This is a genomic window from Blastopirellula sp. J2-11 (assembly GCF_024584705.1).
GTDB lineage: Bacteria > Planctomycetota > Planctomycetia > Pirellulales > Pirellulaceae > Blastopirellula.
Genome location: NZ_CP097384.1, coordinates 6,165,875 through 6,191,831, shown reverse-complemented (window position 1 = coordinate 6,191,831; position 25,957 = coordinate 6,165,875). Strand labels below are relative to the sequence as shown.

The following is a 25,957-nucleotide window of genomic DNA, read 5'->3' as shown; positions in this document are numbered from 1 at the left end:
TAAAACCTAATGTCTAATGAATGACGAAAGTCGAATGCCGAATGACGAGAGTTCTTCATCCAAGCGTGCATTTGACTTGGAAGAACGGACGGCTCGATTTGGAGAAGCGGTAGTTCGTTTTCTCCGAGCCTTACCCGAGAATTCGGTAACTCGACCGCTTATTCAACAGGCAGTACGGTCAGCAACGAGCATCGGCGCCAACTATTGCGAGGCGGATGACGCAGGAACCAAAAAAGAGTTCAAATATCGTATTAGCGTATGCAAACGCGAGACACGGGAAACGAAGCATTGGCACCGCATGCTGGCTACGGCGATTCCTGAACAAAAAGACGAATGCCGCGAACTGTGGCAGGATGCGAAAGAACTACACCTAATATTCGCCGCAATCTTCCGCAAGAGTTAATAAAGGATTCGATCTTCGGATTTCCTTAGACATTCGTCCTTAGACATTCGTCCTTAGATCTTAGTCATTTTCAATCCTCCATTACCAACCAACAAAGCCCTTCAAAAAGGTTAACAATTCATGTCAAAAAAGCCTCTCAACATCGGCCTCGTCGGTTACGGCTTTATGGGCCGGACCCATACGAATGGTTATAAACGCGTCGCCGACTTTTTTCCGGACCTTAGCTACACCCCGGTCCTCAAAGCGGTCTGCGGGCGTAGTGAAGAAAAGACGAAAGCCTTTGCTGAGCAGTGGGGCTATGAGTCTTACGAGACCGACTGGGAAAAGCTGATCGCGCGGGATGATATCGATGCGATCGACGTCTGCACGCCGAACGATACGCACTCTCCGATTTCGATCGCCGCCGCCAAGGCCGGCAAGATGATCCTATGCGAGAAACCGGTCTCGCGCACGACGGCCGAAGGGGAAGAGATGGTCGACGCGGTCGAAAAGGCCGGCGTCCCTAATACCGTTTGGTACAACTATCGCCGTCTGCCGGCGGTCTCCTTGGCCAAGCAGATCATCGACAGCGGCAAGCTCGGCACGATCTATCACTATCGCGCCAACTTCCTGCAAGACTGGACGATCAATGCCGAACTTCCGCAAGGAGGCGCTGGTCTCTGGCGATTGGACGCGGCGGCGGCCGGCTCCGGCGTCACCGGAGACTTGCTGGCGCACTGCATAGACACCGCGATCTGGCTCAACGGCGGCATCAGCGACGTCAGCGCCATGACCGAGACCTTTGTCAAAGAGCGGATGCACCAGCTGACCGGCAAGATGGAAAAGGTCAACATTGATGACGCCTGTGCGTTCATGTGCCACTTCGCCAACGGCTCGCTCGGCCTGTTCGAGTCGACCCGCTATGCTCGCGGTCACAAGGCGCTTTACACGCTGGAGATCAATGGCGCCGACGCTTCGCTGCGCTGGGATTTGCACGACCTGAACCGCTTAGAGATGTACGACCACGCGGACGATGGTCCGCAGCGCGGCTGGAAGTCGATCCACGTCACCGACGGCGATCATCCTTACATGAGCCATTGGTGGGTGCCGGGCCTCAGCATCGGCTACGAACATAGCTTCGTCCACCAGGTCGCCGACTTCCTGAAATCGCTCGAAGAAGGAAAGCCGTGCGAACCGACCTTCAAGTCGGCCCTCGAAACCGCCAAAGTCTGCGACGCGGTTCTAGAAAGTGGTAAGACCCGTCAATGGATCAACGTGTAGTTGATTCGACCGTGCAATGAAAACCAAAAGGCTCGCTTCGGCGAGCCTTTTTTATCGGCCTAGGGCAATGCGCTAAGCTTCGCACTGGCGAACCATGTTATCAAGCCAGATCAGCTTGTCTTTTTGCAGCGTCGGCAGCGGATGACGATATTTGTCGACGGTTCCTTCGGCCAACAGCCCGGTGAACGTCTGCTTGCGAGGGATCGTCCGCAGGCAGCGCTCGATCAGCGGGCTTAGTTTCTCGCTCAATCCCCATGCATAGACCAGCGGCGTTTGGCGACTGCGAGGAAGTTTTTTGGTTAACTCTTTGGTTCGCGCCGGTGAGAAGATCGAGTGAGCGTCGTAGTTCGCTTCCGCTTCCAACCGTGTAAACGTCTTGATGAATTCGGGGCTTTTCGGGCTGCGCAGATCCGAGAGGTTCAACACGCGGACGTGTCGCCAATCGCAATAGCGCATTACCCGCATCACTTGGTACTGCGTCGTATCGGGCTTGGTGGGGACGAGCGAAATCGAGAGCTCACCGATCTGATCGGCCGCGATGTAATTGTTGACTTCGACCAGCGGTTGCGACGAACCAGGGTTCATCATGATGAAGACTGCATCGGGCTGGCGGTCGGAAATCTTATCGACGTCCGCAGGCGTGCAGCTCTTGTCGATGATTTCCAGCACGCTGCGGCACGACGCGGTTTCTTGCGACGCGAGCGCCACCGTGTAGAAATGGCCGAAGATATCGTACGTTGTCTTCAAATCCGCGGCCGGCAGAAACGGTTTCATCTACTCTTCCTTGATTCAGCGATAGAAGTCGACCCATGCCAGCTTCAGCTCGGCGGGATTGCCTTCAAACAGTTTGGCGGGGAGCGTCAGTTCAAAGTAGCCCTCGGCTTCGAGCGGAATTTTTTCCGCGCTGTTAACGATCCGGACAACGCTGGCGTAAGCGTTATTGCCAAGATGGACGGTCCCACCATCCGGTACCGAGACGGAGACCAGCGACTCTCCGGAACTGGAGACTGACCAAGTCACTCTGCCAATTGTAAACGCTTCGAGCCCTTTCAGATGCAACCGCACCACCAGCGGGCTCGGCCACTTGCCGGTGGTTCGTTTTACGGTCGCCTTATCAATGCCAAACGGGCAGACGACATCCAGGATCGTCTGCTTCTCTTCGGTAAGAATTTGGACGTGGGTTTTCTCACGGCCAACCGTTACCGAAAGCGGCGCTTGTTTGGGCGCCGGATCGGCCGAGAGCAATGCTGCAGCGACGAGTAGCGTAGAGATCATAACGTGGTTCCAAGTTGGGAAGTTGTGCAATGTCAGAGGAAACCGCGAATGCACCGCTTACCTCTTTGTAGCCCGCAGCGCGAGTGAGGGAAATGCGCTTGGATACTTCAAGCCGCATTCGAATTGCCGAGCGATTTTCCCTCGCTCGCGTTTCGGGCTACGAAGAAGAATTCTTGGTCTTCATTCTAACGCTTTTGAATCGTGCGCAGAACCAAGGAAAGATTCGTCGCTCAATAATCGCCGATCGTTTCGCCGCCATCGATTGTCCCCAATGCGCCCCATACGCCATAAGGACTCGCAACTCCTGGTTCGGTCATTTGCTGCGGCGTGAGCGTCGGTTGAGTCAGATCGCCGGCGTCGATTGTCTCCGCAATGAAGCGAACTGCAGCGTCGGCCAGTAAAACCTGAACGCCGCCAGAATGATAGCTGCTGACCGTATAAAGACCGTCAGCGGCGTCCCTTCCGCCAACGGCACAACTCGGGCTGTTCGGGGGCAGAATCGTGTTGATCAAACTATCGCCAGGCGAACCGTCGGCCCAGCGTCCTCCGCGGCCCAACGTGCTTAGTGGAACCGTATTGTCGTAGTACTTCGGGTCCCAACTCGAGACCGTTTTGAAGCAAAAGCGAGGTGTTTCCAAAATGCCCAGAGACTGCTCAGTGGCGAATTGACCGATCACCAGGCGATCGTGTGGCGTGCCGATTTCCCCCAGCATGATTGTGTTACTTATTCCGTCGGTGATCTCTTTCAAACGCGTGGTCCGGCGACCGGCGAACACGCCTCGCGATACGGCCGGCTGGTTGATGTCGCGCGCCAAGTCCCCGATGCAAAATGCATAGTTGGTCTGCCCGAACTCGACCGAGTCGCGTATTGCGCTGGGACACTCCAATGCGTTCAGCTCTATTTTCCAGGGAGGATAGTCGGCGATCCACGGAGCCGGACCCATCGCTGGATAAAGCGTCTCTCCCACATTCAGCGGCGCCGTGATCTGATCGTACAGCGCATTCTGCTCGATAAACGGCAGGAGAGCGACCATGCCGCTCAGCCGATTGGCGTTGCCTTGCAGCGGGTCATCGGCCGAATCGGTTCCGCCGGCCGCTGCCGGAAAATGGCCATAGGTGTCATGATAGTTGTGCAGCGCCAAACCGAGTTGCTTGAGGTTGTTGGCGCAAGTTGCTCTCCGTGCGGCGCCGCCGGCTCTACGAGTCGCCGGCAACAACAACGCAATCAGCAGGCAAATAATGCCGATCACGACCAACAGTTCGAGCAGCGTAAATCCACGATGTCGACCGATGTTCATGAGAATGTCTCGGGGAAGAGGGAGTTCGTTTCGGGATGGGAAGCAGTCGCATGACAATAGCGCCAGACTTCGAAGGCGGCCAGCAGAATCAACCAGCTGAGCCAGGCGTTCACGCGATACGCCTGATCGGTGTCTTGCTGGATGACGATCAGCAGACCGTTCGCGATACGAAACAGCAGCGGCGAAATTAGTAACAGATAGGTACGAGTCGCCCATTGCCGGTGGAGCGTCAGCTTTCGCTGCACCGCATAGTAAACCGCGGCGGCGGCTGTTACTCCGGTCGCCAGCGCTAACGTGGCGAAACCCCAACCAGCGATCGGCCCGGCCAGCGCTTCGGTCGCCATCACCAGGCCGCTGGGCAGGAGCGCAGCGAAGAGGACGAGCATCTGCAATCGGCCTGCCCAGCGATGGAGTTGATGCTGACGCCAGCGTGGTCCGCTGAACATCAAGAACGAACCAAGCAGCAGCGACAGCGGGCCGGCGATGATGTGGATATAAAACGTGATGCGATACCAACCGACGAACGAATCTTCACGGCCGAGCAAAAAGTTGGCGCTGAAGTCAGCGGGAAAGTAGCGGCGATATTCCCAGACGATCGCGATCAATACTTTCGCCAGCAGCAGGGTGGTCGCCGCAACGGCGAGCCTTGGTAGTTGGCTGCGAAGATTGAAAGCGTTTGTCTGTTCCACTTGCTACGGAGTAGTTCCGCCCTCGCTTGGGGATTGGACTCTCTACTGCGCAGCGTAGCTGATATTTTCGCTCGGTTCCACTTTCTGGTTGCAGCCGAGAAAAACGGGAGGGAGAAATCTCAACATGACGCGCCGGCAAGGATCAGCGTATCCTATTTCAAGCGGTTTAAGACTTCGTCCAGACGTCTTGCCAAAGTCGCAAGTTGAGATGTCCCGACCAGCCGGTCTTGTTCTTCCCCTGCGCGGAAGACGACCAGCGTTGGATATTGCGAGATGTCGTATTTCTGAGAGAGGAACAAATTGCTCTCGACGTCGACCTCGCAAAAGCGAACCTGTCCGGCGTACTGCTGTTCCAAACGCTGCAGCAGCGGCTTCCCATCAGCACGACAACCGGTTCGGGATACTCCAGCACTTCCCGGACAAAACTTTCGTCGGTGACCAGCCGCAGATGGAGATGTTCTTCTTGAACAGGATCTAGGCCCGATGTTGGATCGGGACTGCGAACACATCCGGCGATCGCGGCCATAAACAGGCTCAGCAGACCAATCCAGGGTGCGCATTTTGAAGTTGTGTTCTGGGAAATCGCAGCCCACTTTTTTCTCTTCGTAGCCCGTTGCGCCAGCGAGGGAAAATCGCTCGGCGATTCAAACGCGGAACGAAGTAGCCAACCGCATTTCCCTCGCTGGCGCAACGGGCTACGAAGAGAAGTACCCGCCAAGTTTTCCAAATGCACAACTTCAAAATACGCGCGCTGGATCAGGCGCTGGGATCGTTCCGGGCCGTGATTCATAATCGTTGGTCCAAAAAACGTCGGCCGACGGTCGACTGCAATAAGCTGCAGTCAACCGTCGCGCCAAACGCGGGGAAGTCATCCTCTTACGAGTCGGTTTCCGACTCCAGGGTTTCCGGCTTGGGGGGATCTTCGCCGTACTTGGCTTTGTAACGAGCGGCGAACTTATCGAAAAATTCGGGCGAGCAAACGAAGCATTGCGACGCGGGGCAGTTGTGATCTTCGCACCAATCCCCTTTTTCTTTGAACTCAGGAATCAGCTTGCTATCGCACTGCGCACAAACTTCTTCTGGAACGCCATGTTCAATGCACCACCATTCGCCGTGAACATGGTCGTGTTCATCACCATGCTCGTGGTCATGGTGCTCCGCATCATGTTCGCCCATCGCGGTCTCACTAGCACCGCAACCGGCAAACGATAACGCAGCAACCGCCAGCAGGGCGACGGCCAAGCTTGAAAAACCAAACATCGACTTCATCAAGTTTCTCCTTGTTCAATTTAAAAACAGAATTCTCGTTAAACCGACACAACCTCTGGCTTCTGTCCAGAATCAGGCTGGATCGGCTGTTCTTCCGATTCAAACTCTCCCTCATCATCGTCGTCGCCGCCCGAGCTCGATTGTTCGGCCGGCAGATTAAACACGACGTAGAGAACGCGCAGGACTAGCAAGCTCATGACCATCGCGCTGCAGACGCCGCCGATCACGACCGTCGCTAAGGGGCGCTGCACTTCGGCGCCCATGCCGGTGCTGAACGCCATCGGTACAAAGCCTAAGCTGGCGACCAGCGTCGTCATCAGAATGGGGCGCAGTCGCGTCATCGCCGCTTCTTCGACCGCTTCGTCCAGGTTTCGCCCGCGCCGCCGCAGTTGACGGATGGTCGAAACCAACAACATATCGTCTAGCACGGCGACGCCGGAAAGCGCGATAAAGCCAACCGCCGCCGAGATCGAGAACGGCATGTCGCGAATCCAGAGCGCGACGACGCCGCCGATCCAGGCGAAGGGAACGCCGGTGAAGACGCGCAACGAATCGATCCAGTTGCGGTAGGTCATGTAGAGCAACGCAAAGATCATCAGCAGCGCGATCGGAACGACAATCATCAACCGCTTTTGGGCGCGCTGTAGATTTTCGAACTGCCCGCCCCATTCGACGCGGTAGCGACCGGGCGGCAGCGCGACTTGGTCAACGACGGCCTGACGAGCTGCCGCGACAAAGCTCCCCATGTCCCGTCCGCGGACGTTGGACTCAATCGTGATTCGCCGCTGATACCACTCTCGCTTGATCGTGTTGGGCTCTTCCACACGTTCGATCGACGCCAAGCGAGAGAGCGGGATGCGTTGTCCTGAGGACGTCGCCACCAAAATATCGGCGATGGCGGCGGGGTCGGCTCGCACTCTTTCGGGCAGCCGAATGATCAGGGGGAAGCGGAGCTGGCCTTCGTAAACTTCTCCCACATGATGGCTCCCCAACGAACGCACGAGGTTCATGATGTTGCTCGCTGGCACGCCGTACCGCGCAATCTGATCCTGCTTGATCTTGATTTGCAGCACCGGTTGGCCGGTGACCTGCTCTACTTTGACGTCGGCGGCGCCATCGATGGTTTTCAAAACTTGCTCAATTTCCGCCGCCTTGCTGGCCATTACATCCAGATCGTCTCCATACAGGATCGCCGCGACGTCGGACCGGACGCCTGAGATCATCTCGTTCATCCGCATCTCGATCGGTTGCGACATGGCCAAACGAGGTCCCGGCAGATCACGCAGTTCTTCTTGGATGAGCACCGTCAGCTCTTCCTGCGATTCAGCGCGTTTCCACTGTTCGCGCGGCCGTAGCGTGATAAACAAGTCGGTCAATTCCGTCCCCATCGGGTCGGTCGCGACTTCGGCGGTTCCCACACGACTCCAAGCATGGGCGATCTCGTGAGGAAATTTCTCCAGCAGCACTTTTTCCATCCGCGTGTTGTAGCGGATCGATTCTTCCAGGTCCGTTCCAGCAAGCCGGACCACGTTCAACGTGATGGCCCCTTCCGAAAGACGGGGGACAAATTCAGAACCAAGGTTGGGAGCGATCAGTCCAAACACGGCCACGAAGATGCAGAGCGCTGCGCCAATCACGACAAACTTGTTGTGCATCGTGTAGCGCAGAATGGGAACGTAGAGCCGTTTGAGCCAACGAATCAACAGCGGTTCGGTTTCGGTAAGGTTACGAGGCAGCAGAAAGCTGGCCAGCACCGGCATCAAGGTCAGCGACAACATCATCGACCCGGCCAAAGCCATGATGACGGTCATCGCCATCGGGCGAAATAGTTTGCCTTCCACGCCTTCCAGCGTCAGGATCGGCAGGTACACGATCATGATGATCAGTTCGCCATACATGGTCGGCTTGCGAACCTCGACCGCCGCGTCACGGATGATCTCTAGACGACTTCGCCCTTGCGTGTCGTGCGACAAATGGCGAACGCAGTTCTCGATCATCACCACCGAACTGTCGACCACCAGGCCAAAATCGATGGCGCCCAAGCTCAACAAGCTGGCGGCGATACCAAACTGCAACATTCCAGAAAAAGCGAACAGCATCGAGAGCGGAATCGCCAAAGCGACGATAAAGCCTGCTCGCAGATTTCCCAGGAAGATAAACAGTACGGCGACCACCAGCAAACCACCTTCGAACAAGTTCTTTTGCACCGTGTGAATCACATGGTCGACCAGTTCCGTTCGATCGTAGACCGTATTGATGGTGACGCCTGCCGGCAACGTGCTTCGTACTTGTTCTAGTTTGTCCTTCAGCGCCCAGGTCACCTGGTGACTGTTCTCCCCCATCAGCATGAAGCCGAGCCCGAGCACTGCCTCTCCTTGACCATCCGCCGTTACCGTGCCGCGACGTATTTCATGGCCGATTTTGACTTCAGCGACATCACGAATGCGAATGGGAGCGCCATCTTTGGCCTTGATGACGATGTTTTGGATTTGATCGACGCTCACGGTGCGGCCGACGCCGTGAACCAGCAGCATTTCACTGCCGTCGGTGATTGCGCCCCCTCCCACATTTTCGTTGTTGGCGCGAACGGCGTCGCTTACTTCTTCAAAGGTCAAGCCATGTTTGATCACTTGATCGGGATCGAGCCGGATCTGGTACTGCTTCTCATAGCCTCCCCAACTGTTGACCTCGGCTACGCCGGGGACCGATCGCAACTGTGGTTTCACCACCCAGTCGTGCAGCGTCCGCAACTCGGTCAAACGAGCGATGCGATCCGCATCACTGACCTGCGAGAAGTCGACCCCTTCGTAGGTCAACACATAGTGAAAGACTTCTCCTAGACCGGTGGAGACCGGTCCCATCTGGGGACGCTCGATGCCGGCCGGCAATTGCACCGAGCCGACCCGCTCGTTGATCAGCTGCCGGGCAAAGTAGATATCGATACCGTCCTCAAAGGTCACGACGACCTGAGAGAGACCAAACTTCGAGATTGATCGCATCACCGTCAGCCCAGGCAGACCGCTAATGCTCTGTTCGACGGGAAACGTGATCTGCTTTTCGACTTCTTCCGAAGAGAGAGCAGGCGCCGTCGTGTTGATTTGCACCTGAACCGGCGTCGTGTCCGGAAAAGCGTCGATGTCAAGCTGCTGGAGCGCAAAGACGCCGGCGATCGCAAATACGATGGTCGCCAGAATCACCAGCGCGCGGTTGCGCAGTGAAAAGTCAATTAACGCGTTAAGCATCCGTTCTCCCCTTTATTCTTCCACGCAGCAGCCGGCGCCCAAACCGTTTTTCAACAGTTGGGCTCGCAGCACGTCGCTACCGGTTGTCGCAATCACTTCGCCCGGCAGTACGCCGGCGATTACTTCGGCGTAAGCGCCATGAGACGCTCCTAGTCGCACCGAGCGAACGTGAAAAACCTTGGGGCTTTCGGGACTGTCGAAGTAGTTTTTGTCGCGGATGAAGACCGTCCGGCAACATCCTTCCCAGTGGACTGAAGTGGAGGGAATCGCGATGGCGTTGGGCTCTTCCCGCAACACGATGCAACCGATTCCGTAGGTTTTATCTCGCAATCGACCTTGGGGGTTGGCCAGCACCGCGCGAACTTTCACCATTCGCGTTTGAGGATCGGCCGTCGTACTGATCCAGTCCACTTGGCCGACAACCTCATGCGCACTTCCGTCGGCTTGAAAACGGACCTTTTGTCCGACGACGACTTGTTCCACATCTTCTAGCGGAATATCCAGCATCAGCCACATCTGGTCGGCGCTGACGATGCGAAACAGGGAATGATGCGTATCAACGACTTCCCCCTGGGTGACGTTGCGCTCAGCAACGACGCCGGAAATAGAAGAGCGAACCGGCAGCAGGTTGGCGGTAGAGACCTCCGATTTCAAACGAGAGCCAAGCGACTCGGGAATTCCTAAAAAGCGGAGCTGTTCAAACGCTTCGCGTTCTGAGACCTGTTGCAGCGACTCGATATCAGGCGAAAGCCCGAGGTTCTCCAGCGATTGAGCAATGCTCAAAATCTCGGCTTCCGATTTGGCCAAGTCGGCATCCGCTTCCAATAGTCGAATGCCGGCCACCGCGTTGCGGGCGATGTGCAGTCGCTTCACATTCTGGTCCTGCAGCGATCGTTCCGCTAATGCCCGGATCAGCCGTGTCTTGAGATCGCCAACTTGCTCCGCTTCGACCAGGGCGAGCACCTCTCCCACTTCGACCTGATCGCCGACATTTTTCTCCACGCGCCAAACGCTGCCGGGCGCTCTGGCTGCGAAGCTGGCCGTGCGCGTTGGATCATAGAGGATCTCTCCGCTGCCGGAAACCGATTGTTCGATCGGTCGCCGCTCGACCAATTCTACATCGACGCCGGCTTGCATCACGGCTTCGACCGACGCGAACTGGATTCGTTTTAGATAGGTAGTGCAACCGCTGTTGTTGACCTTTGACACCGGCATCGACAGCGCCAATTCGGCCCGCTTACGATCCTCTGGCGAAATCGCCGGCGTTTGATCGAGTTGAGCAAGTTCCGGATGATCCAAAACGCAATTGTGGATCCCATGCTTCGCGCACCAGCCGAAGTCCGGAGTCTTGGCCATGAGGCTGTCATCGCACTCGACGCAGATCGATTCCGGCACGCTATGCTCGTCGCACCAATCAATCACGGCCGGTTGAGCATGACCGGTTAGCGCGGCGAATTTGGGCATTTTCCAATCGGTGAAGTGCCCCAACGCGAATACCCCGGCCAGCGCCAGCAATACGCCAAGCGGGCCGGCGCTGCCCAAGACAAATCCAACCACGCGCCGCCTGAAGGATGGCGGTTGATTGTGGCTGACCTGGGCGGCCTTGGTGGTTGAAGCTGGCTCGGCGACACCGAGTTTCGCCGGATCGCCGCCTGCACTTGGATGGGGATTATCGACGTACGATGGACTCATTTTCAGAACTCCCGCAACGAGGAGAGTGACAGCAGGGAAAACCTGTCAGGACAGCGAGAATTCGCGGACGAATCCAAGGAGCGTCCGCACGCAAATTTAGCGAACGCATTCCGATGGTCCTGAAGCACAACCAGAGAACGGCAGTTGCTTTAGATCAGCAGAGAAGCAAGAACAACGCGCATAAAGCGGCCTGAGAGTATCCCAGGCGGTCGCGTGTAAGCGTTTAGGTCGATTCGATTCGGAACATCAGACGCCAGCAATCGATCGCTGAGCGGCAGAGAAGATTCCCACGCGTACAAATCATGATCGACATCGACTTTTACCCCGGCGATTACCGACGGATTGCAGAAACAATTGCAGTCGGGACAAGAGTGGCTAGGGGCGTCTTGATGGGGAACATCGCGCGTTGGTTCCGGTTCGGAAGTGCAATGGCTGCAACACGAATGCGTCGAGCGGTGATTAACTCCCTCCTGACGCTCATCCGACGCCGTTTGTTCCAACGCTGCCTGCACTTGCGCACCATCTCCCTGTACACCGCAAAACAGCGGGCAGAAAATGATTCGGAAGGTAATCAGCAGCGCGACGAAGTGGCTCATGCCGGACGTTAAATTGAGGAAGGCAAGTAGACTCCTACGCTTGAATGATAGGTGACAGAGGGTCCCGATTCAAGCCAGATCGGATCTTTGAACTCTCCAGGGCCCGGCAAATTACTTGTCAATCCACCTCTCGATCGCTTCCTTTTGAATTCACCAGCAATTCCAGTTCTTTTGGAGGCTCTCTCGATATTCGTTCAAAGATGGTGGAGCGAGGGACGATAAATCAAAGGGATCGTTTCGACCGTTTTTCTGGGTTGTGATAGCACATGCCTCGCCAGGCGACATCGGTGATAGCAGTCTTCGCAGTGATGATTCACGGCGTCTTTGGCTGTTGTTGCGCTTGTTGCGTCAACGCTTGCGAGTGCGCTGCAGCCGAGAAGAGTTTCGCGAGTTGCTGCGCCTGCTGTGATTGCCACGAGCGGGATGAGGTCGCAGATCTATGTTGCCAGCCGGTCCTGACATTCGCCGAATCTGACAATCGCGTGGAACCGGCTTCTCAGCATGGACGCCATTGCGATGGATGTCGCAAGCCCAAGTGTGCGTTCATCCTCAGCGAGCCTTCCACGGAAGGGCGGCTTGAAATTACCGATCTACCAGCTTACTTCGCTGTGTGGAGCGTATCTCCCGTTTTGACGGGCAGTCCGGTAAAGCCAAACACGTTGGTCCATCGGAATGCGAGTCTGTATCTTGTCGGCGCACAGCAGCGACTTCATCTTTATCTTGCCGTTCTCATTCTTTAGAGCGGCGTCTTTCGCATCGTCGACGAGCGCTTCCTGGCATTGCAGGGGAAGGGCTCGCGAATCTCATCGAATGGATAAGGTTTGCACGTGTTGGTCTTCGGGCCAAGCACAATCTTGTCTACCTTTGGCTAGCCCGCTGAAAGTATAGTCAGCTCGCCAACGAATTCGCTTTGTACATAACGCGTTAAATCCGCAAGGAATCCAATATGAAAACGATCATTCGCGCATCCTTGGCTTGGGCCTGTCTGCTGACTGCCGCTGTGGGCAGCAGCTTCGCTCAAACGCAAGAGTCGGACCTTAGTGCGACTCTGCAACAGTCGCAGCAAGCGGGGAAATTCACCTTCGTTCTGTTTTATCGCGACAATGCGGCGCAAACTCAGCAAATGCTGAATGTAGTGAATCAAACCCTCGCAGCGCGTAGTGAACAAGTGACGATCGCCACGGCCAATGTGATGTCTCCTGCTGGGCAAGCAATGGCCGAAAAGTTCCGCGTGAGCCGTGCGCCGATGCCGATGACAGTCGCCGTCGCTCCGAATGGCGCCGTAACCGGTCTCTTTTCGCGTCAGGTCTCCAAAGCCGGGCTAGATGCGGCGATCGTTCCTCCGGTGATGATGGAGTGCATGAAGCAACTGCAAGATCAAAAGCTGGTGTTCGTCTGTTTGACTCGATCCGAACAAGCGTCGGTTCCAACCGGCGTTCGCACCATGCAACTGGATCCCTTGTTCAAAGATCGGATCGCTTTGATCGGGCTGAACGTAGAAGACGCTGCCGAGACCAAGTTGATGCAGCAATTGAAGGTGAGCGCGGACCAGGTCCAAGGGCCGTATGCAGCGCTGATTGCGCCGCCTGGAGTACTCGTGGGGCATTTCAACAGCGCTTCGACCGCCGATCAGATCGCGGCCGCGATTCATAAGGCCGGCAAGTGCTGTGAGGATCCCAATTGTAAGCATGCCGCGTCGGCGGAAGCGTCGCAGTCGACTCCTGTTCGTCGATAGAACCCTAGCCTGAGAAGAAGGAGATAACATGAATCTTCGCTCGATTATTTGGCAGGAGTTGAAGTCTCGACCGAGTGCCGTCATTTTCAATAGCCTGACCATTCTCTTGGGAGTTGCGGCTCTCGTGGCGATTCGCCATGTCACGGTTCATTCCGAGAAAGAGGTCTCAAAGCAGCTTTCCAATCTTGGCGCCAATATTTTGGTGTTACCGAAGGAAGCGACGCTCCAAAACTACTATGCCGCCGATCAAAATGGGGGTTCGCTCCCCGAAGAACATGTCGCCGAGATCTATCTTGCGGGACTCTCGGGAGTCGAGCAAGTCTCGCCTCGACTAAACGTCGCGACCACGGCCAATGAGCATCAGGTCACGGTGACCGGCATCTTGCCGCAATCGGAAGTGGAGGCCTTGGCCACCTGGCAGGCGACCACCATGTTTATGAATACGACCGACACGGGATGCTGTCAGCGAACCAATGTCGTCAGCGCCCAACAGTTGGCCAGTCCGCAGGCGCTGATCGAACATCGTGCGATTCAAGAACTCGACAAGAATGCGATCGTCGTGGGGGCGGACATCGCCGCGAAGTTGGGATGCAAAGTTGCAGACCATGTCGAACTCTTTGGTGAGCAATTCACCGTGCTCGGCATTTTGCCCACCACGGGAACCGTGGACGACGGTCGAGTCTTCGCCCATCTGCACGAAGTGCAACGGCTTTCGGAAAGCGGCGCTACGTGCAATGCGATCGAGATCGTCGGCTGCTGCGAGGATGCCGCCGGTTCGTTGGTTCCGCAACTTCAAGACCTGTTGCCGAACGCGAAGATCGTTACGATCTCGCAGGTGGTGCAAACCCAAGTGGGCGTCAATCAACTGATGGCGAAAACCTCTTGGATCGTCCTGGCGGTCATGATGGTCGTCGGCGGCGCAGGTCTGGCCGGCGCGATTTCTTCAAATGTGCAGGAGCGACGGCGCGAGATCGGAACTCTGATGGCCTTAGGAGCGACGCCGCGATACATCCAGCAGTTGTTTCTGGGTAAAGCGTTGATCTTAGGACTAGCGGCCGGCGCGATCGGCTGTCTGCTCGGCGTAAGCGCCGCATTGATCGTCGGCCCTGTTTGGGCTGGCGTGAGCGTCGCGCCGTTGGGCGGAACTTCTCTGTTGGCAGTTCTGTTGGCGACGTTTGTCGCATTGATCGCCGCCTGGTGGCCAGCACGACGCGCGGCGCAACTCGATCCCTGTATTTGCTTTCGTGAGGTCTAAAAATGATTCAACTTGAAACCATCGCCAAAGAGTACTCGGGACGCAGCCAGAAGCTGACGGCGTTTCGCTGCGAGGCGCTGAAAATTGAAGACGGCGAATACGTCGCGATCGTCGGGCCAAGCGGAAGCGGCAAGACGACGCTCCTGTCGATGCTGGGAGGAATGCTCTCTCCGTCGACCGGTCGCGTGTTCGTTGACGATGTCTCGCTCTACGATCAGTCGGTAGCGGCGCGCTCGGCCATCCGTGGCCAGAAGATGGGGTTTGTGTTCCAGAGCTTCAATCTGATCCCCTATCTATCCGCGCTGCAAAATGTTCAAGTGCCGCTCAGCTTTGCGAAGCTAACGGCGCAAGCCCAACAGCAGCGCGCAACCGAATTGCTCGTCGATCTTGGTCTGTCCGAGCGACTCCACCATCGGCCAGCCGAGCTAAGCGTCGGGCAGCAACAGCGCGTCGCATTGGCGCGCACTCTGGTGAATGATCCGCAAATCATTCTTGCGGACGAACCGACTGGAAATCTCGATCCGACGAGCAAAGAAGTCGTGCTGAAAATTTTCGACGAATGCCATCAACAAGGTCGAACGTTGGTCGTGGTCACGCATGACCCTAGCGTCGCCGAGAGAGCGACGCGACGATTGACTTTGGTGGATGGCGCCCTTGTTGATGGTGCTGAAATCAACGCAGCGACCTGGGGGAACGCGTCGGCAGCGTAGCGAGCGTTATCCGTAATTCATCGCCGCGACAGGAGTGAGACGTTTATCGGCTCACGCTTGTCGCCGCGGATGAATTCGGAGCGGGAAGCGCGTTTTGAATTTGCGCAATAGAAAAATTTAGCTGTCGTCTCGCTCGTGCAGTGGGCTACGAAGAAGAACAGGCGCCGGTCAAGACGCTGAAGACGCAACAGCCTTCGGGGAAAGAAAGCGCTCTAGGGCACCTCCAGCTCATACGTTAGCCCATCGACCTTCGAGGTGGTAAGTTCGGCCACCAAATCGCTGCGGCGGTTGTATTTCTCCGGGATATATTGCGCAATTTCTTCAACCACTCGGTCTGGCGTCTCGCTTCCTGATCCTTCCTTGGATCGCCGGCCGGTAGCTCGCATCGCGCGAACTTCCACGCGATGCGTACCTTGGCAGGGACCATCGACTTGCGGAATGTTAAAAACGCCGCCGACAATGTTTCCCCCGACTGACGGCCCAGGCGTACCTTGCGTCGGCTTGAAGGCGATTAGCCCCGTTTGCAGCGGTTCGCCGTTGACATAGACAGAGCCAGAGACGCTGGCGCGAGATAGCCCCTGATCTCCGCTGTCGCAACCGAGTAGCAAAAGAAGGGCCGTCATCGCCCACCGATACGAATACAATAAATTTCTTTCCATACTATGAATCACTTTATAAGAAGGCCGTCTTATTGATGTCTGCGCACGGAATCCAATATTCTGTCGAACCGATCTGCCACGAATTCCGGGGCTTCCGTTGGTCGCCCCTGTTGGATTGCCAGCGCAGGCGTCAATAGATCGCGGCGATGATGAAATTTCAAAATTCGCCGATCACTTCATGCCCTCGCGGCGTCCCCAAACTTTGCCAAGTGGTGAGATCGATGGTGGAGCTGACAAACCGCACGGAGCCGTCCATCATCATCGCCAGAACGCCTCCGGGGTGCCGACTTCGCGCCGCCATGTTGATGGCGCGCGAGTCATGTGCGGCGTAAGTCCCAATGCAGGGAGCAAGCGGGTCAAGAGTATCTGCGGAGTCGCACCACGAAGTCCGAACCTCATCAGGGACGGTCGAGTTCGGCGTGTTGTCATGTTGGTAATGCGAACCTTCTGGATAACTCCAAACGCCGCGATAATCGCCACGCTTACCGGACTCCACTTTGATCGTCTCCGAAACGCCGATGGTGTTGGTCGTCCCATCCAGCATGTCGCGCATCTTCTCACTACTGTTCTGATAAAAGACCCCGCGCGTATGGCTGGGAACCGACTCTTTTTTCAGAAGCCCAATGCCCGCATTGGAGACATAGCTATTGCGCGAGCGACAGGAATGCCCGAATAAACTAGGGCCGTCAGATGGGCACTGAAACATGCTGAGGACCGTCCCTAGCAGGGCCGATTGCGTGGCGTTGCCGCAACCGCCCCAGTCAGGATACTTAGGCGCCGGAATTTCTTCGTACAACGCGTTCTGTTCAAGATAGGGCCAAAGAAAGCCGACGAACGTCATGCGGTCCGACAACGTCGAACTGAGCATGTGCCCCGGTGGAAACGACAGCAGCGTGTCGTGATAGTTGTGGATGGCCAAGCCTTGTTGCTTGAGATTGTTGTTACACGAGATTCGTCTCGCCGATTCCCGGGCCTGCTGGACCGCGGGCAGCAGCAACGCGATCAGAACGCCGATGATGGCGATGACAACTAGCAATTCGACGAGCGTGAAACCGAGACAGGCGTTCTTTTTTCGAATACGCATGGCGATAAGTCCTGTTTAGATAAGAAGACGGTTTTCGACACAATCTAAATCGATTCCAGGCGATGGCGTAGGCGAGCTTATAAGAACAGGCGGCGTTACCTCACAAGCAATCGGTTATAAAATCAATCCATCTGCGCCCTTCGCAAAGCTGGTGTCGGAAAGCCAGCGCCAAGATCCATATTTGGCGATGGCGAATCACTCAATAAAAGAGCCGCTCGGCTCTTCGCAGCGCCGTTAGCAAAGCGAAACTTGCCGAATCGAAAGACCGCGTGCTTTTGCCACGGTAGAAATTGTCTCGTCGGTCGCCGCATGACGGAATTCTCCGAGACATGACAGCGTCGCCGCCACGGCCAATAACGGCAAGATTCAATATTGAACAAGCGACATACGGTCTCTCCTATCGATAGGGCGAATCCGTCGCACGGGCAACATACGACAATTGCGACCCAGCATCGCTGGATCAACGCACCAACGATACTGGGCTCGTCAAGTAACAACATTTTTTCCGCATGAATCTTCAGACCAAGATCCCCCAGAGCTTTAAGGATCAGCCAGTGTGACTTTTTGTTTCGGCTGCCAGAGACTGTCGATCAATAGGCTCGTTTCATCGACGAGAACTTGAGCTCCTACAGGACCAACCACGCTGCTTTGGGCGACAGCACTATAGCCTCCGCCGGCGACGGCACGGGTCGTTGGAATGTAAGAGCCTGGGCCGCAGAGTTGAATGATAAAGGTCTGCAGCGCGGGGCTACGAGCTTTGATTTGCACGCCGAAATCGGTGAACAGTTCAAAATCGTTGGTCACGATGACGACATCGCCAAGTCGAACGGCGTGAAGTTCCATTTCATAATTCGGCAATTTCTTGCGCTGCGTTTCATAGCGCTCCACTACTTGGCCGTGCCAGCGGCGATTCCAGACCTCTTTCGGGGCGGTCATCTTCTCCACCTCTCGAGCTGCTTGCTCGGCCTCTTGGGCGGTGACTTTGCGATAAGGAAGCAAGATTTCTTTGACTTCATGCTCAAGCTGAACATCGTTGTGACGATCTGCTTTCACCACTTGATAGACGTCTTCCCATGTTGCCACAATCCTACGAGACAGCTCTTCCAAGCGATCGATCCCACGCAGCTTCCGCATGCGCTCCTCGGCGTCTTTGCGATACATCAGACGCGATACTTGATCGCCGGCGGCGCCCGTCCAGCCGAGGATCATGAGCTGTTCGCCATATTTTTTCCGTAAAGATTCGCGCACCGGGTGCCAGAAGTCGGCATTGACGGCGCTTCGTCCTCCCACTTCCTGAGAAGGACACGCGACATTGATCGAGGTGGCGATCAGTTCGTCTTTTTGGTTCCAAAAATAGAGAATCTCCACTCCGTGATCTTCATTTCCTTCCAGGCCGCGAAACTTGGCGTTGTTCGTCGCACCATACATCTGCGCGGTTCCATCGCTGTAGACCGCGCGGCGATTTTGGGCGATCACGGCATGCCCCAGTCCCCAGGCGACTTGGGCGGGCTCACGTTTATTCCAGGCTTCGGTGATGATTGCGGCGAGACGTTTGACTAGAAATTCGCGGTACTGCTTCGGCAGCATGACTCCCGTTTTCGGAAGCTCATACCGCCCATCGATCAGCGTGGGCGCGGTATGCGTATGGGTGGCGTTCAGAATTAACTTTTCACCAGAAAAACCGTCGAGCGCTTCGCCCAATTCTGCAAGCACCAGATTTTTTAATCCGCCATCTCCGCGGATAGCGACCAAGTCGCAGGAAACAAAAACAACTTGATCCAAGGAGTGATCGCCGTCGCGCGTTTCAATCGCCATTGCGGTCGCCGTGCAGAGAGATTCGACCTTCTTGGCGATTCGCGTATGACGTTGACCGGTGAGCGAGACAGGACTATCCGGCGTAATGCTGACAGTCGCCGCTCCCACAAATAGTTCGCCGGAGAATAACGGCTGCGAACAAGCAATAACGCCAATCAAGACGAACAGTCGGATTATCGTGCGCTGTAGGCGCAGCTTAAGTTTCATCATCGCTTTCAACCTTTTTGCTAGTAGGCAGCTGTTCTGGTGGAATACCGCATGAGGAGAAAGGGGGATTCGCAGGATGGCTCTAGTTGCGCTTTTCCGGCGTTTGGCGCGAGGGCTAGAAACGCCGTTTCGGCATATCGTTAGTACAGCAATGCGAGTGAGAGATTCATCGAATGTTCGCAATGACGCCGCATCGCGTCTGCAGCGACCTGCGGCTTGCGAGTTTTTAGTCCGTCAAATACTTCCAGATGTTTTTGGCCCGGGTGATCGTCGGACTGAGCTTCGGTCTGATCTAGCATGACCAAGCGATCAAGCAGCGGCGAAAGCGAATCCTCAAGCTGCGGTACGCCGGAAAATTGAGCCACCGTCAAATGAAAACGGACATCGGCCTGTCGGCATTCCTTTAATTTGTCTCCCTCTTCAAACAGCTGGTCTACTTGTTGCGCCATATTGCCGAGGATAGTCAATTGCGATTGATCAGCACGTTCGGCGCAACGCCGCGCCGATTCGCATTCGATCGCAATTCGCAAGATGCACTCGCCGCGAATCTGTTTTAAGTCTCGAGCGATTACGCGGGCGCCTGCTTGGCCCTCCAGTTTGACAAGTCCTTCCGCCGCTAAAGCCTTGATCGCTTCGGACACCGCGTTGATTCCACTTTCGTAGTCACTGGCCAATGGGCGCAGGGTCAGTCGGGATTCTGACTCAATTTCGCCCGACAGGATCTTTGAGCGAAGATCGAGGAAGATACGTTGGGCTTTCGTTGCAGCATGCGCGGGACTCGAAATTGACATAGGAATTCCTGGGGTAAGGCGTCTTCGCGCCAAAAGTTGATCGGAGGCATGATGGTAGGAGCCGAATGCCATCGATCGACAAACCACATACTCCCACCTCGTTGACACAGTGTACAAACACTGTTTTTTCAGTCAAGAAAAATCCGGACTCGAAAATGGAGATGGCCTGGAAAACCATCCCTCGAAAAAAGTCCGTACAGGCTGTCGCCAAAGAAAACATGGCTCAGACGGAAGTTACATCCCCAATGGCATGTATGGGGAGGTAAATGGGGAGACAAGAAGCTGAAAGCTCAAGATCCCCCAATAAGCCTGCGAAGGGAAGAACCTCTGTGCGTGAAAAAAGAATGCGTCTCTTTCAAGCATTCAAAGTTCGGCTGAAGAAGTCAAAGTTTCGTTTTCTGACAGAGCCGAATTCTCTGTTGGCAAGGACGCCTGCCTCGCCTAAGAAAGCTTAGTGAGCATCGAGAATCTGCTGGGAAACCCTCGTAGTAGATTTGTGTTGCGCAAATATATCATCCCGACTTGATTTGCCCATGTGTATCATATCTATTGTTATCCCACTTGTCGTTGCGCCTTCTCGTTGTCCCCCTTTGAGCCCCACGCATGCGAAAAGAACCCCTCGAGAATTCCGAGTTTATCGGCCAAATTATCCAGGACGTCGATGTCGGTCGAAGCTTTGTCCCATTCGTAGGTAGTGGGCTATCGAGTCCGTCGGGCATTATTATGGGGATTGAATTTGCAAACTATCTTGCATTCTCGACATATCTTGTCCTGGCTCCTCCACCCGACCGACCTCGGACTCACGGCGAAGCGGGGCTTCGCGCTCATTGGGATTTGGAGCACCAAGGCTGGCCTCCCCTGCCCAGCCGACTGGAAGTGGGACTGGCGGAGAAATGGATTCATGCCGAGTTTAAGCAGCTTTGCAAGCGCTTTGATCTCGATCTCGGATATGACCAATCAAACCGCATTAAGTCGCTTATCTATAACCCGGAAGGGGATGCTTCCAATGAATTTCTCGAGAGCTTAGTCCATCCTCGGATTCCAAGCATCCTCTTGTCATACGAGGCGGTGAATCGTCGCGATCGAGTGCGTCGAATTAGTGAGTTCTTGATTCGAAAGCCATCGGAATCGAACAGCCTAACGGGTGCGGCGATCGATCAGATACTTTCCGATACTCGGTCTTCGTATCGCGACCGATTGACCGAAGTTGGAATTCGGTCCCTTTCCGATTGGCGAGAGACGTTGGTTTTTCTTTCGCGGGTAAAGATCGTTGACAATCGTCCAATACTCGCGGACATCAATAACTCGATTATCGACCGTTTTAATGCATTCATTACTCGCGACAAACAACCCAATCTCGGCCACAAGATGCTGGCGCATCTTTCGGGGCCGATGCGTATTCAAACGATCTTGACGACGAATTTCGACCGATTGATCGAAGCGGCGTTTACCGCCAATGATATGGCCCTACGAGTCCTGCCCGTCAGTTCAAAAGGGAGCTTGCCCGAACCGCAAACCGTCGCATCTAGCAACTGCATCGTAAAATTGCACGGAGAGGTCCAAGATACGCGGGCCGATCTTACGCTCGACGATGAGCCAAGCGAGAACGATAAGGAGAACTTCGTCGCCTATCTGACTCGCGGATCAGGACATCTAAGCCGCATTCGATCAAATTCTGAGTCGAAGCGGCTTTTGGTGGTCGGCTATTCCGGCGCCGACCATCGTTGCGTTCAAATGATTAAGAATTGGCTGGAATCGGGAGTCGAAAAGCCGATTGTGTATTGGATCTGCTTCTCACAATGGGATGTCGAAAAAGTAAATGCGCTGTTTAGCTCATCCATCTATGAGAATCGAGTCCGCGTAACGCAATCTTCGCGACCTGATTTAATCCTGCACGAACTTTATCAACGCTTGCAGCTTTGCCTTCCGCCCGGCGGCTTGACTTATGAGTTTTCACACGTCGTTCCACCCCGTCGTCAAGACGCGTTCGACTACAAGCCGAGCTTAGTGGACAGCGTCCTGGGAAACTGCCGAAATCATGAGGATCCGATAGAATCGGCTCGCGTCCTGCTTTCGCAATCATCTTCCAAGAATTCGGCCAGAAGGTTGGCGCGGGACGCCGGCGTTCTGGAATTGAAACAAATGATTGTCGACGCTATCGAAGGAAAGCTCAATTTCTTCAACGAGAACGACTACTACACTCCGATATCGCGTTCTGAAATGACGAAAGCGGAACTGTGGACTCCGAAATATCGACAGAACATAGGCGCCAACGACAGAACGACGCAATTGAACTCGGGGAAGCGTAAGGAATACGACGAGTTGCTGAGCGGCGTTAATCGTCCTCCAATTATGATCGAAACGGCCGGCGGAATTGTTCGTGGCGCCGCGCTTGCCACAGACGAGATTACCGCCAAGACTTTCAAACGCATCTTCTGGATGGAGACGCAAGACTATATGGACGCCGATGGACTGCTTCGCGATCTATTGCGCTCGCTGGCGGTACGATGCGGCAGCTTTCAGTCGCGTCACGTGACTCTTCATCCATTGCGAGAGTCGCTGATCACGCTTCCGTCCAGCTACGAAAGTCGGGAAATCGATGGTTGGGAACAAAGGGCGAAGGATATCAGCAATCATATTATACGCGTTCTCGCAGAATACCGACTGGATGCGACGGAAATTGTGGTCATGCTGTATGGTCGTGACTCATACGGAACCTGCTCAGGCATCATTCCTGCACCATGGTTTGATCCCAAACAAGACGAGCCAGAGAACCTAAAACTTCGCGGCTTCCACTGCCTTATTGACGCCCTGGGCAGAGCCGGCTTGACGGTGATCTATTTCCCGTTGACGAGGCTAAGAGCCGCACGAAAGCATCATTTTGCGACCGACGATGGCAAGGGGGCCCCCGCAACTTGGAATTGGAATATTACAACGTCAGTAGGACGCGAGGACGCGGCTTGGGATGCAAGACGCAAGGAGATCGACAAGTGGGATCGATGGGCTTTCGATCCCTTTGTGCCTTGGAACAAGACCCAAACGGAGCGCGATAACAAGACTCAATCGGGCAGCCTCTTTCGTGATATGATTCAGGCGACGCTAGGCAGATACTTTAAGTTTCAAAATGATGACGTAACGCAGGAAATTCAACGCGATGTCAAAGATCGAGAGTTAATATTTCTCTACGCCGTGACGTTGTTTCGTCATTCTCGGCATATTAACGCCCTTTGCTCCGAAGCGGTCTTTCATTGCCCATACCGCTTCAATGCGTATGCCGTTGACAACGACTTCCTGCGTTCAGAACAGGTCATCCGCTGGATTTCGCAACTGCGTGATGAACACTTGTTCTTTAACAAACCGGGAGGCTCTCTCTGGATGCACCGCGACACCCGGCTCGCCATCCAGCACTTTCTCGAACAACTTGATTTGTCGAGGTTTTCGGGAGAGACCCGCGAGGAGAAGGGGAACTCTCGGGCGCCACAGGGGAATCGAAATCTTACTTCGTTACGAGCACGATTGCACTTTTGGATTGGCGACTGGTATCAAAAGGCGTTTGCTTCCAGCGGCCACTTGACTCCGATCGTAGAATCGCTTCATCATCGTGTGATGGCCGCGACATATTCCCAGTTTGCGAGCTACAAAGGGAATCAAAATCATGTTGATGAGCGGCTGTGGGATGATGAAGAGAAACGGAGCCTCGTCCGCTATCGGGTGCTGCTTTTCGAGTCGTCGCTCGCAGATGCCCATAAGCTAGTCTACATGGCCTGGCGAGCATTGAAACTTTGGCAAGCCAGTTCGATCAAAGTCTCTTGGCTGGACGAGGCGCATCGCCAAGAGATCCAAGTCCAGCTCCAAGAGTCACAATTGTCGATTCTCGGCCTCCTTGAGAATATCGAAGATGCCGAGGAAGAGTGCGCTCAGCTTCGTTGTCGCTTGAAAAGGGCTGCCAAACGTTTTGACGATGGCTTGTACGCATTGGCTTCCGAGCTTCGGCTGGAAGGAGGAGGGACGGAGTCGCGAAGTACATCTCCCTTGGCGACTCCGGTGAATTCCTCCCTGCTCCCACAAGTCGAGAAAATCGAATCTTCCGGCATTCAACCCAAATGGGATCTGGTGCTAGATCATGGTTGGAGCGAGATCAACGATCCCATTTCGGCGTCGCAAAAATTTGAGGGCAAAATTAAAGAAGCGTTTGGGTGTCTGAACAATCAAGCTGACAAAGATGCTCTAGATATCTTGCAGGCGACCATCGATATCGCCCATGCCGCCGTGCAAACCTCCAGCGACCAATCGAACCAAGTCAACCCAGCAGTCAACAAACTGTCTGTTTGCAAAGCGAAATGGAAGGCCAATTTTGCTCAAGATCCCATGGCGCTTCATCATATGGTTTGGCTTCTTGGAGAGTATTCTTACTTGATGCTACGTCGGGCGAAGCTGCTTTATCACGCTAATGGTCGAATCCAAACGGAATACTGGATTCGGGCGACGATTGCTTGCAACCTAGGCGTCGATTTTTGCAAGCACCTTCCTCCCTGGCTCCATGCGTTCGACCTACATTCGAAGGTGAAGCTGCATACCTTGTATGCGGTGAATCTGGCGAACATTGGCCGCTTCTTCGAGGCTTCTCGCCATCTCAACGAGGCGCAAGCGCTGCTTAGCAAGCTTCCTAGCCGATCTGGCGCTGACTTGGCGGCCATACGTCTGCGCCGCGCGGAGGTTTTACTTACAGAATGCGTTTGGACGCGACCCTTCCTCAATCCGGAGGCGATCAATCCAAAAGCCGAAACGTCTAGCAGTCGCCAATTTCAAATTGTCACCTATGACAAGTTCGCCGAGCTACTCGGTGGTAGAAATTTGATATTGATTGACGGCGATCAGGCAGGGGGGGATTGGTCTGAATTGGTTGTCGAGAACGCGATCCAATATTTCAAAGAAAAATATCCGAACGAACCGATACGATTCGTCCCTGCGCGTATCGCAGAATGTCTGCGAAAGGATAGAAAGTATCGCACAAGTCCCGAAGACGTCACGGCTGCAAAAGGAGACAAAGATGCGATAATTCGCCATTATTCAAGCCTGATTGACGAAGCGGTTGCACTGTTAGAGCAGGCCGAAGAGTGCTTGAGCGGCGCTTCGCAAAGCTGTCTTTGGTGGAGTCGACTGCATACGCTTCGTCTACGGGCATATGGACTTCTTGAGCCGCTAGGAAAACGGGCAGCGGAAAGTATCCTTCTTCGAAAGCAATCGTCGGATCAAGGGATCTACGAAAGTTTCCAGGCGGCGTTGCGAATCGCACAGGCCAACCCGATTCGCATCTTTCGAACCATTCGGTATTTCTTTCACGCCAACAAGTGGCACATCGATTTTGAAAGCTCGTCTGGTCCGGGCGATTCGACGGAACCCCATACCAGGTTGCCGGATTCGTATTCACTCGCCAGGTCGGCGCTGGAACAGCTCGCAATTCAGGTCGATGTAGAATCCAATTACAAGTATCAACTTGCAGAAGCGCAGGGTACGCCGAAGAAAAAGAAGCTTGAAGATTTTCTTGCTCCTGACAATTCAAAATCAAGGAGAAGTAATAAGGAAAACAATACGCCTCCCCTCCACGTGGCGATCGTTAACCTGAAACGGGAATTTGCCGAATTTGAGCAGCAGTTCCAACGAAAGAAGTGATTCAAGAAAATCTCGATCGCTTCAGTCCCGCCCTATGGAATGGCTCGAATGAGTATCTTTACTGCTCCACCGTTGATGGCGCCCATCGCCAAAAAAAGCCATCGACTCCTGCGAGTTAATGGCTGTTGAAAGTGTCCCCGAGTGGATTCGAACCACTAACCTTCGGCTTCGGAGGCCGACGCGCTATCCAATTGTGCCACGGAGACAGTGGTGGTGAAAATGCTCGCCTAGCAGTCTCAAGCGGTTATGGAAGAAACCGACGAGGCTTGCCCAGGTTTTCTGTATTGTAGCTGGTTTGACTCGA

At 54.9% G+C, this 25,957-nt stretch carries 19 protein-coding genes and 1 tRNA gene; 6 read left to right on the top strand and 14 right to left on the bottom strand.

The features are described 5' to 3' along the window. The first annotated feature begins 16 nt into the window (after nucleotides 1-16). Together M4951_RS25700 and M4951_RS24595 are read left to right on the top strand one after the other, a co-directional pair. Nucleotides 17-403 (top strand): four helix bundle protein, encoded by a 387-nt coding sequence (locus M4951_RS25700; protein ID WP_410050416.1) that lies wholly within the window; start codon nucleotides 17-19, stop codon nucleotides 401-403. A gap of 120 nt (nucleotides 404-523) precedes the next feature. Further along, a complete protein-coding gene (locus M4951_RS24595; RefSeq protein WP_262024241.1) occupies nucleotides 524-1,663 on the top strand; it encodes a Gfo/Idh/MocA family protein in 1,140 nt (379 codons plus the stop codon). Nucleotides 1,664-1,735: 72 nt separating this feature from the next. On the opposite strand, the gene M4951_RS24590 is transcribed toward M4951_RS24595, so the two are convergent. The 9 genes from M4951_RS24590 to M4951_RS24555 form a co-directional block, all read right to left on the bottom strand. Further along, the gene (locus tag M4951_RS24590; RefSeq protein WP_262024240.1) at nucleotides 1,736-2,437 is read right to left on the bottom strand and encodes a DUF1643 domain-containing protein; all 702 of its coding nucleotides are present in this window, start codon (nucleotides 2,435-2,437) and stop codon (nucleotides 1,736-1,738) included. A gap of 15 nt (nucleotides 2,438-2,452) precedes the next feature. Beyond that, the gene (locus M4951_RS24585; RefSeq protein WP_262024239.1) at nucleotides 2,453-2,938 is read right to left on the bottom strand and encodes a hypothetical protein; all 486 of its coding nucleotides are present in this window, start codon (nucleotides 2,936-2,938) and stop codon (nucleotides 2,453-2,455) included. Between the two features lie 230 nt (nucleotides 2,939-3,168). After that, nucleotides 3,169-4,236, bottom strand: a complete 1,068-nt coding sequence (locus M4951_RS24580; protein ID WP_262024238.1) for a DUF1559 domain-containing protein — start codon at nucleotides 4,234-4,236, stop codon at nucleotides 3,169-3,171. Then, nucleotides 4,233-4,925, bottom strand: coding sequence for a DUF2306 domain-containing protein (locus tag M4951_RS24575; RefSeq protein WP_262024237.1), 693 nt, complete (start codon nucleotides 4,923-4,925; stop codon nucleotides 4,233-4,235). The genes M4951_RS24580 and M4951_RS24575 overlap by 4 nt, the downstream gene beginning before the upstream one ends. Nucleotides 4,926-5,077: 152 nt before the next feature. Continuing rightward, complete coding sequence (locus M4951_RS25695; RefSeq protein WP_410050448.1) at nucleotides 5,078-5,434, bottom strand: thioredoxin family protein; 357 nt, start codon at nucleotides 5,432-5,434, stop codon at nucleotides 5,078-5,080. A gap of 367 nt (nucleotides 5,435-5,801) precedes the next feature. Then, nucleotides 5,802-6,194: an RND transporter gene (locus M4951_RS24570; protein WP_262024236.1), complete on the bottom strand. Its 393-nt coding sequence runs from the start codon at nucleotides 6,192-6,194 to the stop codon at nucleotides 5,802-5,804. A 38-nt stretch (nucleotides 6,195-6,232) separates the two neighbouring features. Beyond that, nucleotides 6,233-9,436: an efflux RND transporter permease subunit gene (locus M4951_RS24565; RefSeq protein ID WP_262024235.1), complete on the bottom strand. Its 3,204-nt coding sequence runs from the start codon at nucleotides 9,434-9,436 to the stop codon at nucleotides 6,233-6,235. A 12-nt stretch (nucleotides 9,437-9,448) separates the two neighbouring features. Then, nucleotides 9,449-11,128, bottom strand: a complete 1,680-nt coding sequence (locus tag M4951_RS24560) for an efflux RND transporter periplasmic adaptor subunit (RefSeq protein ID WP_262024234.1) — start codon at nucleotides 11,126-11,128, stop codon at nucleotides 9,449-9,451. 149 nt (nucleotides 11,129-11,277) lie between these two features. Beyond that, nucleotides 11,278-11,724, bottom strand: a complete 447-nt coding sequence (locus tag M4951_RS24555) for a hypothetical protein (protein WP_262024233.1) — start codon at nucleotides 11,722-11,724, stop codon at nucleotides 11,278-11,280. 946 nt (nucleotides 11,725-12,670) lie between these two features. On the opposite strand from M4951_RS24555, the gene M4951_RS24550 reads away from it, so the two are divergent. Genes M4951_RS24550 through M4951_RS24540 form a run of 3 tightly spaced genes read left to right on the top strand, consistent with a single transcriptional unit; the run spans nucleotide 12,671 to nucleotide 15,424 of the window. Continuing rightward, a complete protein-coding gene (locus M4951_RS24550; RefSeq protein ID WP_262024232.1) occupies nucleotides 12,671-13,459 on the top strand; it encodes a hypothetical protein in 789 nt (262 codons plus the stop codon). 28 nt (nucleotides 13,460-13,487) lie between these two features. After that, nucleotides 13,488-14,714, top strand: a complete 1,227-nt coding sequence (locus M4951_RS24545) for an ABC transporter permease (protein WP_262024231.1) — start codon at nucleotides 13,488-13,490, stop codon at nucleotides 14,712-14,714. Between the two features lie 2 nt (nucleotides 14,715-14,716). After that, a complete protein-coding gene (locus tag M4951_RS24540; RefSeq protein WP_262024230.1) occupies nucleotides 14,717-15,424 on the top strand; it encodes an ABC transporter ATP-binding protein in 708 nt (235 codons plus the stop codon). A 212-nt stretch (nucleotides 15,425-15,636) separates the two neighbouring features. On the opposite strand, the gene M4951_RS24535 is transcribed toward M4951_RS24540, so the two are convergent. The 4 genes from M4951_RS24535 to M4951_RS24520 all read right to left on the bottom strand — a co-directional run bounded on the left by M4951_RS24535 (nucleotide 15,637) and on the right by M4951_RS24520 (nucleotide 19,980). Then, nucleotides 15,637-16,047, bottom strand: coding sequence for a hypothetical protein (locus M4951_RS24535; protein ID WP_262024229.1), 411 nt, complete (start codon nucleotides 16,045-16,047; stop codon nucleotides 15,637-15,639). A 193-nt stretch (nucleotides 16,048-16,240) separates the two neighbouring features. After that, entirely contained in the window at nucleotides 16,241-17,167 is a 927-nt protein-coding gene (locus M4951_RS24530; protein WP_262024228.1) for a DUF1559 domain-containing protein, read from the bottom strand. A 540-nt stretch (nucleotides 17,168-17,707) separates the two neighbouring features. Then, nucleotides 17,708-19,192: a hypothetical protein gene (locus tag M4951_RS24525; RefSeq protein WP_262024227.1), complete on the bottom strand. Its 1,485-nt coding sequence runs from the start codon at nucleotides 19,190-19,192 to the stop codon at nucleotides 17,708-17,710. A 137-nt stretch (nucleotides 19,193-19,329) separates the two neighbouring features. Continuing rightward, entirely contained in the window at nucleotides 19,330-19,980 is a 651-nt protein-coding gene (locus M4951_RS24520; protein ID WP_262024226.1) for a GntR family transcriptional regulator, read from the bottom strand. 1,392 nt (nucleotides 19,981-21,372) lie between these two features. Between M4951_RS24520 and M4951_RS24515 the strand changes: the two genes are divergently transcribed. Beyond that, on the top strand, nucleotides 21,373-25,653 hold the full coding sequence (locus M4951_RS24515; RefSeq protein ID WP_262024225.1) for an SIR2 family protein: 4,281 nt from the start codon (nucleotides 21,373-21,375) through the stop codon (nucleotides 25,651-25,653). Between the two features lie 132 nt (nucleotides 25,654-25,785). Here M4951_RS24515 and M4951_RS24510 read toward each other — a convergent pair. After that, nucleotides 25,786-25,859: transfer RNA gene (locus tag M4951_RS24510), tRNA-Arg, on the bottom strand. Between the last annotated feature and the right edge of the window lie 98 nt (nucleotides 25,860-25,957).